This is a genomic window from Polaribacter sp. IC073, assembly GCF_007997075.1.
GTDB lineage: Bacteria > Bacteroidota > Bacteroidia > Flavobacteriales > Flavobacteriaceae > Polaribacter.
The window spans coordinates 389,661-406,760 of record NZ_VORS01000002.1 but is presented as its reverse complement, the minus strand read 5'-3'; the positions used below and the strand labels follow the sequence as shown (position 1 = coordinate 406,760).

General features: G+C 31.5%; 13 protein-coding genes. 9 read left to right on the top strand and 4 right to left on the bottom strand.

The window, feature by feature from the left end; translation table 11 throughout:
- Positions 1 to 8 precede the first annotated feature (8 nt).
- Together ES045_RS04650 and rlmD are read right to left on the bottom strand one after the other, a co-directional pair.
- The gene (locus tag ES045_RS04650) at positions 9 to 314 is read right to left on the bottom strand and encodes a 4a-hydroxytetrahydrobiopterin dehydratase (RefSeq protein WP_147113119.1); all 306 of its coding nucleotides are present in this window, start codon (positions 312 to 314) and stop codon (positions 9 to 11) included.
- Positions 315 to 496: 182 nt separating this feature from the next.
- Positions 497 to 1,951: a 23S rRNA (uracil(1939)-C(5))-methyltransferase RlmD gene (rlmD, locus tag ES045_RS04645; protein ID WP_147113116.1), complete on the bottom strand. Its 1,455-nt coding sequence runs from the start codon at positions 1,949 to 1,951 to the stop codon at positions 497 to 499.
- Between the two features lie 333 nt (positions 1,952 to 2,284).
- Here rlmD and rocD point away from each other — a divergent pair, with 333 nt between their 5' ends.
- Both rocD and ES045_RS04635 read left to right on the top strand, forming a co-directional pair.
- Positions 2,285 to 3,559, top strand: coding sequence for an ornithine--oxo-acid transaminase (gene rocD, locus ES045_RS04640; protein WP_147113114.1), 1,275 nt, complete (start codon positions 2,285 to 2,287; stop codon positions 3,557 to 3,559).
- Between the two features lie 111 nt (positions 3,560 to 3,670).
- Positions 3,671 to 4,120, top strand: a complete 450-nt coding sequence (locus ES045_RS04635; RefSeq protein WP_223267182.1) for a DUF5362 family protein — start codon at positions 3,671 to 3,673, stop codon at positions 4,118 to 4,120.
- A gap of 58 nt (positions 4,121 to 4,178) precedes the next feature.
- Here the strand turns inward: ES045_RS04635 and ES045_RS04630 are convergent, their stop codons facing one another.
- On the bottom strand, positions 4,179 to 6,776 hold the full coding sequence (locus ES045_RS04630) for an AsmA-like C-terminal region-containing protein (protein ID WP_189663029.1): 2,598 nt from the start codon (positions 6,774 to 6,776) through the stop codon (positions 4,179 to 4,181).
- A gap of 112 nt (positions 6,777 to 6,888) precedes the next feature.
- Positions 6,889 to 7,212, bottom strand: a complete 324-nt coding sequence (locus tag ES045_RS04625; protein WP_100945208.1) for a YbaB/EbfC family nucleoid-associated protein — start codon at positions 7,210 to 7,212, stop codon at positions 6,889 to 6,891.
- 138 nt (positions 7,213 to 7,350) lie between these two features.
- On the opposite strand from ES045_RS04625, the gene ES045_RS04620 reads away from it, so the two are divergent.
- The 7 genes from ES045_RS04620 to hisB all read left to right on the top strand — a co-directional run bounded on the left by ES045_RS04620 (position 7,351) and on the right by hisB (position 17,031).
- Positions 7,351 to 9,450, top strand: coding sequence for a S9 family peptidase (locus ES045_RS04620; RefSeq protein WP_147113110.1), 2,100 nt, complete (start codon positions 7,351 to 7,353; stop codon positions 9,448 to 9,450).
- Between the two features lie 164 nt (positions 9,451 to 9,614).
- The gene (locus tag ES045_RS04615; RefSeq protein ID WP_147113108.1) at positions 9,615 to 10,613 is read left to right on the top strand and encodes a PLP-dependent cysteine synthase family protein; all 999 of its coding nucleotides are present in this window, start codon (positions 9,615 to 9,617) and stop codon (positions 10,611 to 10,613) included.
- An 86-nt stretch (positions 10,614 to 10,699) separates the two neighbouring features.
- Positions 10,700 to 11,947, top strand: coding sequence for an aminotransferase class I/II-fold pyridoxal phosphate-dependent enzyme (locus ES045_RS04610; protein ID WP_147113450.1), 1,248 nt, complete (start codon positions 10,700 to 10,702; stop codon positions 11,945 to 11,947).
- 343 nt (positions 11,948 to 12,290) lie between these two features.
- On the top strand, positions 12,291 to 13,148 hold the full coding sequence (hisG, locus tag ES045_RS04605; RefSeq protein WP_147113105.1) for an ATP phosphoribosyltransferase: 858 nt from the start codon (positions 12,291 to 12,293) through the stop codon (positions 13,146 to 13,148).
- Positions 13,149 to 13,325: 177 nt separating this feature from the next.
- Positions 13,326 to 14,609: a histidinol dehydrogenase gene (gene hisD / locus ES045_RS04600; RefSeq protein WP_147113103.1), complete on the top strand. Its 1,284-nt coding sequence runs from the start codon at positions 13,326 to 13,328 to the stop codon at positions 14,607 to 14,609.
- A gap of 176 nt (positions 14,610 to 14,785) precedes the next feature.
- On the top strand, positions 14,786 to 15,832 hold the full coding sequence (gene hisC, locus ES045_RS04595) for a histidinol-phosphate transaminase (RefSeq protein ID WP_147113100.1): 1,047 nt from the start codon (positions 14,786 to 14,788) through the stop codon (positions 15,830 to 15,832).
- Between the two features lie 59 nt (positions 15,833 to 15,891).
- Positions 15,892 to 17,031 carry a bifunctional histidinol-phosphatase/imidazoleglycerol-phosphate dehydratase HisB gene (gene hisB / locus ES045_RS04590; protein ID WP_147113097.1) on the top strand — a complete coding sequence of 380 codons (1,140 nt, stop codon included), beginning with the start codon at positions 15,892 to 15,894 and terminating at the stop codon, positions 17,029 to 17,031.
- Positions 17,032 to 17,100 lie beyond the last annotated feature (69 nt).

The following is a 17,100-nucleotide window of genomic DNA, read 5'->3' as shown; positions in this document are numbered from 1 at the left end:
TTATTGAATTAATCTTCTTCTTCTTCAACTTCTACAATTTTGTTAATTGCAGCCGCTAATTTAAAATCTAATTCTGTAACACCATCTGCATCATGCGTTGTTAACGTGATATCTAATGTATTGTAAACGTTTGTCCATTCTGGGTGATGATTTAAGGCTTCACATTCGAAGGCAATTCTATTCATTGCAGACATACAATCTTTAAAATTATCGAACTCAAAATCTGTATGTAAAGCGTTGTCATAATATTCCCAATCTACAAGGTTTTCTAATTTTTTTTCGATTGCTGATTCTGTAAGTTTTATCTTATTCATAGTATTTACTTTTAGTGTTTATTTGTTGAGATGTTTATCTCTTTATCACGAACTTCTCTACGAGTTTAATTAAGAATCTCATAAGGAATTCAACATATGTGTAATTTTTTCTATTCTCTGTCTTGCTAAAATAGTTTCATTTTCAGAAATAAAGCCCAATTCTTTAGAAATTATGAGTTGATTTAACACTTCTCAAACAAAACAACCGTCTCAATATGACTTGTATGCGGAAATTGATCTACCAAACTAATCTTTTTAATTTGATAACCAGCCTCAGCTAACAATTCTGTGTCTCTAGCTTGTGTTGCGGGGTTACAAGAAACATACACCATTCTATCTGCTTTAAGATTAATGATCTTTTGCAAGGTTTTAGGTGCAATTCCTGCTCTTGAAGGATCTAAAATAATGGTTTTAATTTTGTTTTCATATTCTGGATGTGCCGTTAAAAACTTACCAACATCTGCAGCATAAAACTGTAAGCCATCGATCTTATTTCTTTTGGCATTTTTTTCTGCATCTTCAATTGCAGATGCAACGATGTCTACACCTACAATTTTTGCGTTTTCACTTTTAGAAGCTACAATTTGTCCGATGGTTCCTGTTCCACAGAATAAATCCATTACAACCGTATTGTCTACTTTAGACTTATCTTCTAAAACGTATGCTACAACTTTATCGTATAATTTCTCCGCACATTTTGGGTTTGTTTGAAAAAAGCTTTTCATGCTAATTTCAAAATCTAAACCTAATAATTCTTCTACAATTTTATCTTTTCCGTAGACTAAATCTACACTTCCTGAAGTTGCAATGGTTCTGTCGCCAGTTTCATCATTAATAGTGTGTAATAAACCAGCTAAACGGTCTCCGAAAATATCTTTTAAGAAGTTTGCGAATTTGTTTAAATCGAACTTATCTAATTCTGGTGATGTAGTTACCAAATTACATAACAACTCGTCTGTTTTAAAAGATTTTCTAACTACAAAGTATCTAAAGAACCCTTCTCTTTTTGGACCGTGCCAAGGAGCTAACCCTGTTTCGATACAATATTGACGAATATTTTTTAGATTGTCTTCCATTTGTTTGTCAAACAAACCAGAATCTTTGTCTAAATTATCTCCCATCCACCAAACGCCACGCCTTTTAAAACCTAAGGTAAATTCATCTTTGTCTCTTTTTGTAACTCTGTCATACCCAATGGCAGAAAAACCATATTCCATTTTATTACGATAATGAAATACGTTTGGCGAGGTTATAAACTCATCAAATAAATCGGCTATATTTTCTACTTTCCCTATTTTTTTGAATAATGAAAGGGTACTTTCTTTTTTGTATTTGTGTTGTAATTCTATGGGTAATTGAATGTAAGGTGCACCAGGAATGTCTTGATACGGAACTTCAATTTCATCTTCAGAGGGTTCTAAAACATCAATTAACTTTGCTTCTGCATAGTTCTTACTCGATTTGCTAATTTGTGCTTTTACCAATTGACCAGGCAGCGTATTAGGTATAAAAACAACAAAACTTCCTTCTTCTGAATGAATTCTTGCAATTCCTTTTCCTCCAAAAGCGTAATCTTCAATTTTTAATTCTAAAACTTGATTCTTCTTTACAAATTTGTTGCGTTCTCTTCGTGGCATTTCTTATGATTTTGATTTGCAAAATTAGGAAAAAGATATTGATAGATTTGCTGATATTCAATTTAAGTTTACGGTCTTTCTAGTTTGCCATTTGCGTTAGCGATTGCAGCGGCATCCTTTTTGTTTTTTCTACAAAAAGATATAGCGGAAAGCGCGACCTTTAGGGAACGCCCACACTTCTACAAACTCTGTGTTCAAATAGTTAATTATTTTATTTACTTTTGTAAAACTTCGGGGATGATTTCTTTCCCACGCTGAATTTTCAGTTTTTGCTGAAAGGATAAAGGTAGAACAGGAATGGTTATTTAATTATAAACATTTAAAACGAATAAAATGGCTGTTTTAGACAAACTTACATCGCAACAAGCGATAGAATTAGAGAGCAAACATGGTGCACACAATTATCATCCACTTCCTGTGGTTTTGAGTAAAGGTGATGGCGTTTATGTTTGGGATGTTGAAGGTAAAAAATATTACGATTTCTTGTCTGCTTATTCCGCAGTAAATCAAGGGCATTGTCATCCGAAAATTGTAGATGCAATGGTAAATCAGGCAAAAACTTTAACGCTTACTTCGCGTGCATTTTATAATGACATGTTAGGGCAGTATGAAAAATATGCTACAGAGCTTTTTGGTTTTGACAAACTTTTACCAATGAATACTGGTGCAGAGGCTGTAGAAACTGCTTTAAAAATCGCTAGAAAATGGGCGTATGAAGTGAAAGGAATTAATGAAAATAAGGCAGAAATAATTGTTTGTGAAAATAATTTTCACGGTAGAACAACGACTATTATTTCGTTTTCTAATGATCCTGTAGCTAGAAAGAATTTTGGACCTTATACAAAAGGATTTATTAAAATTGAATATGATAATTTACAGCAATTACAAGAAACGTTAGAAAGTAGTAATAATATTGCTGCATTTTTAGTGGAACCAATACAAGGTGAAGCGGGTGTTTTTGTGCCTTCTGATGGGTATTTAGCAGCTGCAAAGAAAATGTGTGCAGATCATAATGTATTATTTATTGCAGATGAAGTACAAACGGGTATTGCAAGAACGGGTCGTTTATTAGCAACTTGTGGAAATTGTGCATGTCCAGAGAAAAATTGTTCTGGTACACCAGAAGTTAAACCAGATGTTTTAATTCTTGGTAAAGCGTTAAGTGGAGGTGTATATCCTGTTTCTGCTGTTTTAGCAAACGATGCTGTTATGAATGTAATTGGCCCTGGAAACCATGGCTCTACATTTGGCGGAAATCCGGTTGCTGCAGCAGTTGCAATGGCCGCTTTAGAAGTTGTTGCAGATGAAAAGTTAGCAATAAATGCAGATAGATTGGGTGAAATATTTAGAGCTGAATTAACGGAGTTTTGTAAAAACAATCATTTGGTTGAATCTGTGAGAGGTAGAGGCTTGTTAAATGCAATTTTAATTAACGATTCTGAAGACAGTTCTACTGCTTGGGATATTTGTATGAAATTACGTGACAATGGTTTATTAGCGAAACCAACACATGGAAACATTATTCGTTTTGCCCCACCTTTGGTTATAACAGAAGAACAATTAATGGATTGTATTGCGATTATTAAGAATACAATTTCTGAGTTTTAGAAATAGACCTCTTTAAATTTATATTTTTAAAAGCCACAAATTTTATTATTTGTGGCTTTTTATTTGTCAATATTTTAAATTGACTACTTTTGAGTTTAAACAAAAAAATAAATGACTATGCAAAATGCAATTACAGAGTTAGAAAAACTTACGTTATCAGGCGCTGCTAAGAATTTTTTAAAAGAAACCGCTAAATGGTGTAAATTCTTATCTATATTAGGTTTTATATTTATAGGCTTAATGCTTATTGGTAGCTTTTTCATAGGTACAATTTATAATAATATTCCTCAATCTCAAGCAGTTCCTTTTAATTTAGGAGGCATAATGACGGGGTTATATATTTTATTTGGACTTATTTATATTTTTCCAATTTATTATTTATATCAATTTTCTGTAAAAATGAAAAGTGCATTACTTTCTAAAGATGATGAAGTTTTGGCAAAAGCGTTTGAAATGCTAAAATCTCATTATAAATTTATTGGAGTTGTTACCATTATCACTTTGTCTCTTTATGTCTTAGGAATTGTGATGGGAATGCTAGGAGCATTGTCTGCACTTTAAAAAGAAGACTTTATTATCTACAAAAAAACGGAAGCAAATTGCTTCCGTTTTTTTATGATTAATTTTTCTTAAGAGTATCTTTTTTCTTTCCGAAGAGTCCGCCAAGAACATCTTTTATTTTGTCTTTTGTCTTATCTGTAGGTTTTATTGAATCTTTTTTAGTTCCGCCAGAAATTAGATCATTTATTTTATCTTTTCCTTGATTTATTAAGCTTTGTTTTTGCTTTTCTATAATATTTTTCATTAAATCTGCCGTTGCATTTTTAATATTTGAAGAAAAATTAGGACTCGAAAAACTACCTGTTAAAATCGCTTTTACTGGAATACTTTTAACTTCTTCGGCATCTTTTGGGGTTAGTTTAGCCAAAGCAGTTGTAACGGTGTTTCCTAAGTACTTTACAGGTACATCAAACGTAACATTATAATTCATAGTGTTGTCGAAACCATGTTTACCATCAATTACAATACCTACATCTTTATAATTTAGATTGATAGGTTTTACACTTACTTCACCATTATTAAAGGTTAACAGTGCATTAATTCCGTCTAAATTTAATTTATCTAAACTTATAAAATCAACATTTTTTTCTAATAAGGTAAGCATCTTAGAATTGCTTCCATTCAACTTCGGATTTAATAATTTTCCGAATAATTCACCCGTAATAGATTTTAAATTAGGCGTCATATTGCCATCTAAATCTCCAGAAACTTTTACGCTCGAGTTTATTTTACCTTCAATAACTTTAGCAATAGGAGCAATGGACTTTAGCATTTCTAAACTGCTAAAAGATTCTGAAATATTTAATTCTTTCAGATTCAAATCCATCGTAAATTTAGATTTATCTCCTTTGGTAGAAACAATTCCGTTAAAACCAATATTACCACCAAAAACTGCCGTTTTTAAATCTTTTAGACGAACTGTTTCATCTTTTATGAGAATTACACCAGACACATTTGCTAAATGAATGTTATCGTAAATTACTTCTGTTGCTTTGGTGTTTAATGTAATATCTAAAAAAGCAGGAATTTTTAAGCTAGAAGTTTCTTGTGTTTTAGTAGTTGCTTCACTCTTCGCTAAAAAATCATCTACCTTAAAAGTATTTGAGTTAAGATTGAAATTTCCTTTTAATTTTTGATTTTTAAATAGGAATCCATAAAAGTTTTCTAAGTTTCCTTGAATAGCCAAATCGGAAGCACCCGTTTTACCATTAAATTCTTCTAATTTTATGGTATTCGTGTTAAAAGTAACCGAAGTTTTATCAATAAAAAACGGATTTGCAACATCTTCACCTTTGTATTTGAAGTTAGAAACGGTAATATTTCCCTTATTATTTATGTTTTGATAGTTTCCTTTTTCAATAGAATTCATATCAAATTTTGTAATAATATCTGCTTGTAAAATTCCTTCTAATTCGTTTTTTAAAGCAACAGGATATACTTTACTAATGTTAGCTAAATTTATATTTCCTTTTGCTTCTAAGTTTACAGTCGCGTTTTTTGTTAAGTTTGAAATGTTACCGTTTGCACTAAAAATATCTTGATCAATTTTAAATGACGTTTGATTAATGGCAACGTAAGTGTCTTTTATAAAACCTGATTTATTAATAATAGTTGCATCAATATTTATATTATTTACGGCTTTTGGTAAATCTGCATATTTAAACATCGCATTTTTAGAAATAAAAGAAATGTCTAAAGTTGGAATTGTCGTTTTAGAATAGGTTCCTTTTACCACGCCTTTCAAATCGAAGTTTCCTTCTGTTTTTAGGGTGCTTAAATTACCTGAATATTGTTTTGGTAATAATGCTAGTAAATTTTTAAAGTCTGAGGTTGGCGTTTTAAACGTCATGTCATACAGCTGATTGCCGTCTACCAGCTGAATAAACCCATCAAATTCTAATGGCAATTGGTTGATGTAGCCTGTATTTTTTTTAAATGTATATTTTAAGTTCTTTAAGTCAATTCCTAAAAGAGCATCTAATTTTACAGGTATCTTATTTAGATAATTTACATTTTCTATATCTAGAGAAATTTTAGCTTCGGTATTGGTATCTAAATCTAAAATATCTTTGGCAAAATTTCCTTTTCCTGTATGGTAAATACTGTCTGCAATAAATTTTATTTGAGAAATTTCATCAAAATAATTAAACTGAATATTTTTTAATTCATAGGCTGTGATGTCTAAAGAAAGTGCGTTTTTTGAATTTTCTGAAGTTGTATTGCCTTCTTTAGCAATGTTATAATTACCAAAATTATCCTTATTGAAAAGAATGTTTACTGTTCCGTTTTCTGCAGAAACACTATTTATTTTTAAAGTTTCATTAGCGCTTTTAAAAAGTTCTGTAATCTTTAGATTTATATCTAGTTCTTTAGCATTAAACAAAGTGTCTCCTAAAAAAGGTGCTTTGTTCACAACAGCAATATCGTTCACTTTTAAACTTGCCATCGGAAAATTTCGAAACAAACTTAAATCAGATTCATTAAAACTAACAGTTGCATTTATATTGCTATTAATAGTTTTAGAAACCATTGCAACAATTTTATCCTTAAATAAAAACGGAATCGAAACTAAAGTAATTATTAAAACTAAAAAAATAGAGACCGTCCATTTAAGTATTTTCTTTCCTACAGATGTTTTCTTTTTTTCTTTTATCATAATCGATGTTATATTTAGAATGCAAAAATACCTCTTTTACAAGAGGCATCTTAGTTTAAAAACTGTTAAAAATAACTCATATGAGTTATGCTATGATGTTTTAGAAAATGTACTATTTAAACATGTCCATCCCAGGAATATTTGGCATGTTTGTCTTAGCAGCTGCCGCCATTTCATCTTCATTAATTTTAGAAGCCTTAGCAATCGCTTTGTTTAAGGTAAGAATTAGAAAATCTTCTAACTCCTCGGCATCCGAAAGTAAAGATTCATGAATAGAAATATTTTTAATTTCTCTATTTGCCGTTAGTGTAATTTTAATTTTATTGTCTGCTGAAGCTTCATCAATTAAAACAGAATTTAATCTTGTTTTTGTTTTTTCAACCTCTTGTTGCGCGTCTTTTAATTTATTCATCATTCCAGATAAGTCTCCAAACATGTCTATTTTTTTTAAGATTAAGTTAGCTGCAAATTTAGTAAATTGTAAGGATACATAAATCAACTAAAAATGAGAAAATTATTTGTTATAAGCATTGTTATAAATCTTATTTTTGCAACCGCTTGTAAAAATGATCCCATGAAAAATATAGATGCAAAAACACCTACAGCAGACAAACAAACCACTAAATTAGAAAAACACGGAGATGTAAGAATAGACAACTATTTTTGGATGCGTTTGACTGATGAACAGAAATTAGGGGATGTTAAAGATGAACAAACCCAGAAAGTAATTAATTACTTAGAGGAAGAAAATACGTATCACGATAAAATAACTGCGTTTTCTAAGAATTTTGATGAGAATCTATTCGAAGAAATGAAAGGTAGAATTAAAGAAGATGATTCTTCTGTGCCTTATAAAGACAATGGATATTTTTATATTTCGCGTTTCGAGAAAGGAATGCAATATCCTATTTATAGTAGAAAAAAAGACAATTTAGAAGCAGAAGAACAAATTATGTTCAATGTAAATGAATTGGCGAAAGATTTCGATTATTTTCAATTAGGTGGTTTAAATATTTCTAATGATAATAAGTTGGCTGTTTTTGCAACAGACACCGTTAGTAGAAGACAATATTTTTTACGAATTAAAAATTTAGAAACTGGTAAGATTTATAAGGATATTATAGAAAATACCACAGGTGGTTCTGTTTGGGCAAATGACAATAAGACTATTTTTTACACCAAGAAAGACCCGCATACTCTAAGAAGTGAAAAGATTTTTAGGCATGTTTTAGGAACACCAACTTCTGAAGATGTTGAAGTTTTTCATGAAAAAGACGAAACTTTTGGAACCTATGTTACAAAGTCAAAATCCGATAAATACATTCTTATTGGTTCTCATAGTACGGTTTCTACAGAAGCGCAGTATTTAGATGCAGACAATCCTACCGGAGAATTTACAATGCTTCAAGTTAGAGAAAGAGATTTAGAATATAGTGTTTCTCATTTTGGAGATGATTTTTATATCCTTACAAATAAAGACAATGCCATCAATTTTAAATTGATGAAAACACCTATTTCTAATACTGAAAAAGAAAACTGGGTAGATGTAATTCCGCATAGAGAAGACACCTTATTAGAAGATTTTTCAATATTTAAAGAGTATTTAGTTTTAGAGGAACGCACAGATGGGTTAAATAAAGTACGGATAAAGCGTTGGGACAATTCAGCAGATTATTATTTACCTTTTGATGAAGAAACGTATTCTGTAGGGGTGTATTCAAATCCAGATTTCGACACACATGTAATTCGTTACGCCTATAATTCGATGACAACTCCTGCTTCTGTGGTCGATTTTAATATGAGCGATCAATCGAAAGAAATTAAAAAAGAACAAGAAGTTCAAGGCGGAAAATTTAAGAAAGAAAACTACCTAAGTAAACGTGTTTGGGCAACAGCAAGAGACGGAAAAAAAGTAGCTATTTCTTTGGTGTATCATAAAGACACAAAGCTAGATGAAAGTACACCTTTATTACAATATGCGTATGGTTCTTATGGCTATACTATTCCAGACGGCTTCTCTACCACACGTTTAAGTTTGTTAGACAGAGGTTTTGTGTATGCTTTGGCACACATTCGTGGAAGTGAATACTTAGGGAGAGATTGGTATGAAGATGGTAAAATGTTGCAAAAGAAAAACACCTTTACAGATTTTATAGATTGTTCTAAATATTTAATTGATAATCATTACACTTCTGCAAAACATTTATACGCTATGGGTGGTTCTGCCGGTGGTTTGTTAATGGGGGCAATTGTAAATATGAATCCAGAATTGTATAACGGTATTATTGCCGCGGTACCTTTTGTTGATGTAATTTCTACCATGTTAGATGACTCTATCCCTTTAACTACAGGAGAATATGACGAATGGGGAAATCCGAATGATAAAGAATACTACGATTACATAAAGTCATATTCACCGTACGACCAAGTGGTATCTCAAGCATACCCTAATATTTTGGTAACCACAGGTTTTCACGATTCTCAAGTACAATATTGGGAGCCTGCAAAATGGGTTGCTAAATTGCGTGAACTAAAAACAGATGACAATTTATTGCTGTTAAGAACAAACATGGAAGCTGGTCATGGTGGCGCTTCTGGTAGATTTGATGCGTTAAAAGAAACCGCGAAAGACTACACATTCTTGTTAGCTTTAGAAAATAAATTAGAGGAATAATTAATTAAGCTTTAGAATCAATTTCATATATCAAAACGAAAATGTACTTTTGCAGTCTATAAAAAGACTATAAAGCGTCATTACAAAGGTAACGAAGCAATCTTTTTTTAAACAAGATTAACTCGTCATGTCTCTTGTAATGACGTTTTATATATGAATTAAGAATGACAAAAAATAACGGAATTGCCAATAGTATTTTAGATTTAGTTGGAGAAACACCACTTATTAAACTTCATAAAATAACAAAGAATTTAAAAGGTTCTTATTTTGCTAAAGTAGAATCTTTTAATCCTGGTCACTCCTCAAAAGATCGAATCGCACTGCACATTATTAACGATGCAGAAAAAAAAGGAATCCTTAAAAAAGGCGCTACAATTGTAGAAACTACTTCTGGTAATACAGGTTTTAGTTTGGCAATGATAAGTCTTGTAAAGGGGTACCAATGCATTTTAGCTGTAAGTGATAAAACTTCTCAGGATAAAATCGATTTATTAAAAACAATGGGAGCAGAAGTGCATATTTGTCCAGCAAATGTAGCCGCAGATGATCCAAGGTCTTACTACGAGGTAGCAAAAATAATTCACAAAAAAACAAAGAACTCAGTTTATATCAATCAATATTTTAATGAATTAAATATTGAAGCACATTACAGAACTACGGGGCCAGAAATTTGGAAGCAAACAGCAGGTAAAATAACGCATTTAGTAGCTGCAAGTGGTACTGGAGGAACTATTTCTGGGGTAGGGAAATATTTAAAAGAACAAAACCCTGCTATTAAAATTTTAGGGGTTGATGCCATTGGTTCGGTACTTAAAAAATTCCATGAAACTGGCGATTTTGACACGAATGAAATTAAACCTTACAAAATTGAAGGCTTAGGAAAAACATTAATACCAACGGCAACAGATTTTGATGTAATTGATGTTTATGAAAAAGTTTCTGATAAAGAATCTGCCTTTGCAGCAAGAGAAATTGTAAAGAAAGAAGGGTTGTTTTGCGGATATACAAGTGGTGCTGTAATTCAAGCTACCAAGCAGTATGCAGCCATGAATTTTTTTAATAAAGACAGTTTTGTAGTTGTAATATTTCCAGATCACGGTTCTAGATATATGAATAAAATTTATAGCGATACATGGATGAAAGAACAAGGTTTTTTAGACTAAAAAACAACCAAATTTTGGTACCTATATCCAATTGTGTTAATTGTTAAAAAATGTTAACTTTGCAAACTGTAAAAACAGATGATAAAATGACGACAGATTTATTTGATAGAATAGTTAAAGATAAAGGTCCATTAGGTAAATGGGCAGATAAAGCAGAAGGCTATTATGTATTTCCAAAATTAGAAGGGCCTATTTCAAATAGAATGTCTTTCAATGGAAAAAAGGTAGTTACTTGGAGTATTAATGATTATTTAGGTTTAGCAAACCATCCAGAGGTTTTAAAAGTTGATGGAGACGCGGCTTCAGAACACGGTTTAGCATACCCAATGGGCGCTAGAATGATGTCTGGACACACACCTTTTCATGAGCAACTAGAGGAAGAATGTGCAGAGTTTGTAGCGAAAGAAAAAGCATATTTATTAAACTTTGGTTACCAGGGTATTATGTCTGCAATAGACGCTTTGGTTACGAAAAATGATATTATTGTATATGATATGGACACGCATGCTTGTATTATAGATGGTGTTCGTTTGCATTCTGGTAAGCGTTTTGTGTATCGTCATAACGATATGGCAAGTTTTGAAAAAAACATTAAACGTGCCGCTAAAATGGCAGAAAAAACGGGTGGTGGAATTTTAGTGATTTCAGAAGGGGTTTTTGGAATGCGTGGAGAGCAAGGTCGTTTAAAAGAAATTATAGCTTTTAAAAAAGAATATAATTTTAGATTTTTGGTTGATGATGCACATGGTTTCGGAACGCTAGGAAAAGATGGAAGAGGAACTGGTTTTGAGCAAGGAGTACAAGATGATATTGATATTTATTTTGCAACGTTTGCAAAATCTATGGCAGGTATTGGTGCTTTCTTAGCAGGAAATAAAGATGTAATTCAATATTTACAATATAATTTACGTTCTCAAATGTTTGCAAAATCTTTGCCAATGGCAATGGTTAAAGGTGCTTTGAAACGTCTAGACATGATTAGAACAATGCCAGAGTTAAAAGAGAAACTTTGGGAAAATACAAATGCCTTACAATCTGGTTTAAGAGATGCTGGTTTCGATTTAGGAACAACGCAAACATGTATTACACCTGTATTCTTAAAAGGAGAAATTCCTGAAGCAATGGCAATGGTGAATGATTTACGTGAAAACCACGGTATCTTCTGTTCTATTGTAGTGTACCCTGTAATTCCTAAAGGATTAATTATTTTAAGATTAATACCAACGGCAACACACACACAAGAAGATATAGACGAAACAATTACCGCTTTTTCTGCAATTAGAGAATTGTTAGAAAACGGAACTTATAAAAAGATTGCAGCTTCTATGATGTAATCTTTACAAAATTAAGGATTCTAAAAACCGAACATTCTAAGTTCGGTTTTTTTAGTTTTAAAAAGATAAAATCTAACAAATAGCAAGAAAATGATAAATTTTATTTTTTTACAAAAATTTCTTCAATAATATTGGAATACATAGAATAAAATTTAGATATTTGCATAATATAAATAAAGACATGACATTTATTCAATTTCATCATCATCATTTTTATAATTGCAAGCAAGCGATCTAAAAGTGTATTGAATAAAATCAAGATATTTATAAACCCGTTTGAGCAAATCAAACGGGTTTTTTTTATTTAAAACCGTATTTGCTCGAGCATCAAAAAAAACAGAAAATGAGTAATTTAAGAATTGCAGTACAAAAATCAGGAAGATTAAATGAAGATTCAATGAGAATCTTAAAAGACATTGGTATTTCTATAGACAATGGTATCGATCAATTAAAAGCGTCCGCAAGAAATTTTCCTGTTGAAGTTTTTTATTTAAGAAACGGAGATATTCCGCAATACTTAAGAGACGGAGTTGTAGATGCAGCCATTATTGGTGAAAATGTGTTAATTGAAAAAGGGAACGATTTAGAATTTGTAGAGCGTTTAGGTTTTTCTAAATGTAAAGTTTCTATTGCGGTACCAAAGGAATCTGAAGCAAATTCATTGAAAGATTTAGCCGGAAAAAGAATTGCTACTTCCTACCCAGAAACCGTTAAAAAGTTTTTAAAAGAACAAAATATAGAAGCACAATTACACACCATAAGCGGTTCTGTAGAAATTGCACCTAACATTGGTTTAGCAGACGGAATTTGTGATATTGTATCCAGTGGTTCAACTTTATTTAAAAACGGTTTAAAAGAAATTGAAGTTTTATTAAAATCGGAAGCAGTTTTAGCTGTATCTCCAAAAATATCCGAAGAAAGAAGAGCTATTTTAACTAAAATTCAATTTAGAATTCAGTCTGTTTTAAAAGGACAAGATTCTAAATATGTATTGTTAAATGCTCCAAATGAAAAATTAGATGCTATTTTAAGTTTATTACCAGGTATGAGAAGCCCAACTGTTTTGCCTTTGGCAGAAAAAGGATGGAGCTCTGTACACACCGTAATTTCTAAAAATGAGTTTTGGGAGATTATAGATGGATTAAAAGAAAATGGGGCAGAAGGCATTTTAGTGTGTCCTATTGAGAAAATGGTGCTTTAATTTTTGTAAAAAAATAAAGGATGCAGAACTTGTTTCAGTATCCAGAAGTGAAATATTTTAATTTGGGCGTTTAAACGGGCTTTTCGCACTCGCTTTTTTTCTAAAAAAAAGAAAAAAGAGCTCAAACAAATGCTACAATCCCTAACGCTAGAGCAAATTTATAAGAGATCGTAAATTATGAAAATCATAAACAATCCATCCAAAAAAGATTGGAATACAATATTAGAGAGACCAACAAAAAAAGTGGATGATATCGAAAGTGTTGTAAACGAAGTTTTTTCAGACATTCAAAAAAATGGAGACGTTGCTGTAAATAAATACACTCAAAAATTTGATGGTGTTTCTTTAGAAAACAATTTGGTTTCAGAAGATGAAATTAAAGAAGCTGTAACATTGGTTTCTTCAGAATTAAAAGAAGCAATTCAACTTGCAAAAGAAAATATTACAAAGTTTCATGTTGCACAAAAAACGGAGAAAGTTTTTGTAGAAACGGCAAACGGAGTTGTTTGTTGGCAAGAAAAAAGACCTATTCAAAAAGTGGGTTTGTATATTCCGGGAGGAACAGCACCTTTATTTTCAACAGTTTTAATGTTGGCAGTTCCCGCTCAAATAGCAGGTTGTAAAGAGATCGTATTGTGTTCTCCACCAAATAAGGAAGGAAAAATTCACCCAGCAATTTTGTATACTGCACATTTATGTGGCGTTACAAAAATCATTAAAGTTGGCGGAATTCAAGCAATTGCGAGTTATACGTTTGGTACAGAAACCATTCCGCAGGTGTATAAAATATTTGGTCCCGGAAATCAGTTTGTAACGGTTGCTAAACAATTGTCAACCAAATATGGCGTTGCAATTGATATGCCAGCTGGCCCAAGTGAATTATTAGTGGTGGCAGATGCTACTGCGAATGCAAGTTATGTCGCCTCAGATTTATTAAGTCAGGCAGAACATGGTGCCGATAGTCAGGTTATTTTGGTCTCAACTTCTAAAGAGTTAATTGCTGAAGTAGAAAAAGAAATTGAAAAACAGATTTTAGACCTGCCAAGACTAGAAATCGCTCAAAAAGCAATCAATAATTCGAAGTCTATTTTTGTAGAAAATGATGCGATAGCATTAGATTTAATTAATGAATATGGTCCAGAACACTTTATTGTTTGCACAAATAACAACGATTTTTATATAGAGAATATAGAAAATGCAGGTTCTGTTTTTATTGGTAATTATACGCCAGAAAGTGCAGGAGATTATGCTTCAGGTACAAATCATACATTACCAACAAACGGATTTTCTAAATCGTATTCTGGTGTAAACTTAGACAGTTTTACTAAGAGCATCACCTTTCAGAAAATATCGAAAGAAGGAATTAAAACGATAGGGAAATCTATTGAATTAATGGCAGCAGCAGAAGGATTGCAGGCGCACAAAAATGCAGTTTCAATTCGTTTAAAAGATTTAAAATAAGAATTAACAATTTTGTCATTCCGAACGCTAATAAATCAAAATATATTTTGATTGAAATTATCTAGCGAAGCGAGCGAGTAAAATTCTAGTAATATAGAGATTTCTCAATTGCTAAAAAGTTCATTTCAACATGACATTTAGAATAAATAATTAAGATTGTAAAAGTCTTTATAAATATGATTCAATTCAATTTAAATAATCTCATTAGAGAAAATATAAAATCTCTAAAACCATATTCCTCTGCAAGAGATGAATATAAAGATGCAACTTCTAAGGAAATGATTTTTTTAGATGCGAATGAAAATCCGTTTGAAAATGGAGTAAATCGCTATCCAGATCCTCAGCAACATAATGTAAAAGAATTATTAGCAGATATTAAGAATAGCAACAAGAAAAATATTCTTTTAGGAAATGGAAGTGATGAAGTTTTAGATTTAATTTTTAGAGCTTTTTGCGAACCTAATACAGACAATATTATTACATTACCACCAACGTACGGTATGTATGCTGTTCTTGCGAATATAAATGCCATAGAAAATAGAACTGTTTTATTAACGGAAGATTTTCAACCAAAAGTTGAACAAATTTTAGGTGAAGTTGATGCAAATAGTAAGATCTTGTTTTTATGTTCACCTAACAATCCTTCGGGAAATAGTTTTTCTACAAAGATTGTTGAAGAATTATTGCATAGATTTAATGGTTTGGTGGTGATTGATGAAGCCTATATTGATTTCTCTGAAGAAAAAAGTTGGTTAGAGAAACTAGAAAAATTTCCAAATTTAGTAATTACACAAACGCTATCGAAAGCGTATGGTTTAGCAGGAATTAGATTGGGAGTTTGTTATGCTTCCGAAGAAATTATAAGCATTTTAAATAGGATAAAACCGCCCTACAACGTTAACGAGTTAACGCAGCAGAAAGCAGTTGAAAGATTGTTGAAAATTGATGAAGTTGAAAAAGAGGTTTCAGAAATTATCAATCAGAGAAATGCACTATTAAAAGCTTTAAAAAAGGTTTCTTTTATTAAAATAATTTATCCAACAGATTGTAATTTTGTTTTGGTAAAAGTAGACGATGCTACCAAAAGGTACAATCAATTAATAGCTAAAGGCATTGTAATTCGAAATAGAACCACACAACCTTTATGTGAAAATTGTTTGCGTTTTACTATTGGAACACAAATAGAGAATGAGAAATTAATTTCAGTTTTAACAGCCATTTAATAATATAATAAAAAGACCTCACAGATTTTTAAAACCTGTGAGGTCTATAAAATAAAATCATGAGCAAAAAAGTATTATTTATAGATAGAGACGGTACGTTAGTTTTAGAACCGGCAGTAGATTATCAATTAGATAGTTTAGAAAAGTTAGAATTCTATCCGAAAGTATTTCAATACATGGCAAAAATTGCTTCAGAATTGGAGTATGAATTGGTGATGGTTACCAATCAAGATGGTTTGGGAACGGATAGTTTTCCAGAGAGCACTTTCTGGCCAGCTCAAAATAAAGTGATGGCTGCTTTCGAAAAAGAAGGAGTCATTTTTACAGATGTTTACATTGATAAAACATTTCCGCATGAAAATGCAGAAACTCGCAAGCCAAGAACAGGTTTGCTAACGAAGTATTTTTCTGAGGAGTATGATTTAGAAAATTCGTTTGTTTTAGGAGATAGAATTACAGACATGGAGTTGGCAAAGAATTTAGGAGCAAAAGGCATCTTTTTATCGGAAGATTCAGAATTAGGAGCCGATGAAATAGAAACGTCAAAGCAAGAAATTTTAGACTGTATTGCTTTAACGAGTGCAGATTGGTCAGAAATCTATCAGTTTTTAAAATTAGAAGACAGAGTTGTTGAAATTACTAGAAACACGAATGAAACGAAGATTTATATCAAATTAAATCTAGACGGTTCTGGTAAAAATGATATTGCTACGGGTTTGTCTTTTTTTGATCACATGTTAGACCAAATTGGAAGACATGGAAATATGGATTTAACGATTAAGGTTGATGGAGATTTGGAAGTTGATGAACACCACACCATAGAAGATACCATGATTGCTTTTGGGGAATTGTTTAACAAAGCACTTGGAAATAAATTAGGGATTGAACGTTATGGTTTCTGTTTGCCAATGGATGATTGTTTGGCACAAGTTGCCGTAGATTTTGGTGGAAGAAATTGGTTAGAATGGGAAGCAGATTTTAAACGTGAAAAAATTGGAGACATGCCAACAGAGATGTTTTTCCACTTATTTAAATCGTTTACAGACGGTGCAAAATGTAATTTAAACATTAAAGCAGAAGGAACAAACGAGCATCATAAAATAGAAGGAATCTTTAAAGCTTTTGCAAAAGCGATGAAAATGGCTGTGAAAAGAGATGCGAATAAGATGTTTTTACCATCTACAAAAGGAATGTTATAATTTAGCGATTCGTTTTTTAGCATTTAGCTTTTAGCTAATTGCCAAGAGCGAAAAGCGAAAAGCGAATAA

Coding starts and splice junctions, on each gene's coding strand:
- ES045_RS04610 (WP_147113450.1), top strand. CDS start 10,700: ATGACGACAGATTTATTTGATAGAATAGTTAAAGATAAAGGTCCATTA.
- hisG (WP_147113105.1), top strand. CDS start 12,291: ATGAGTAATTTAAGAATTGCAGTACAAAAATCAGGAAGATTAAATGAA.
- hisC (WP_147113100.1), top strand. CDS start 14,786: ATGATTCAATTCAATTTAAATAATCTCATTAGAGAAAATATAAAATCT.
- rlmD (WP_147113116.1), bottom strand. CDS start 1,951: ATGCCACGAAGAGAACGCAACAAATTTGTAAAGAAGAATCAAGTTTTA.
- ES045_RS04615 (WP_147113108.1), top strand. CDS start 9,615: ATGACAAAAAATAACGGAATTGCCAATAGTATTTTAGATTTAGTTGGA.
- rocD (WP_147113114.1), top strand. CDS start 2,285: ATGGCTGTTTTAGACAAACTTACATCGCAACAAGCGATAGAATTAGAG.
- ES045_RS04625 (WP_100945208.1), bottom strand. CDS start 7,212: ATGTTTGGAGACTTATCTGGAATGATGAATAAATTAAAAGACGCGCAA.
- ES045_RS04635 (WP_223267182.1), top strand. CDS start 3,671: ATGACTATGCAAAATGCAATTACAGAGTTAGAAAAACTTACGTTATCA.
- hisB (WP_147113097.1), top strand. CDS start 15,892: ATGAGCAAAAAAGTATTATTTATAGATAGAGACGGTACGTTAGTTTTA.
- ES045_RS04620 (WP_147113110.1), top strand. CDS start 7,351: ATGAAAAATATAGATGCAAAAACACCTACAGCAGACAAACAAACCACT.
- hisD (WP_147113103.1), top strand. CDS start 13,326: ATGAAAATCATAAACAATCCATCCAAAAAAGATTGGAATACAATATTA.
- ES045_RS04630 (WP_189663029.1), bottom strand. CDS start 6,776: ATGATAAAAGAAAAAAAGAAAACATCTGTAGGAAAGAAAATACTTAAA.
- ES045_RS04650 (WP_147113119.1), bottom strand. CDS start 314: ATGAATAAGATAAAACTTACAGAATCAGCAATCGAAAAAAAATTAGAA.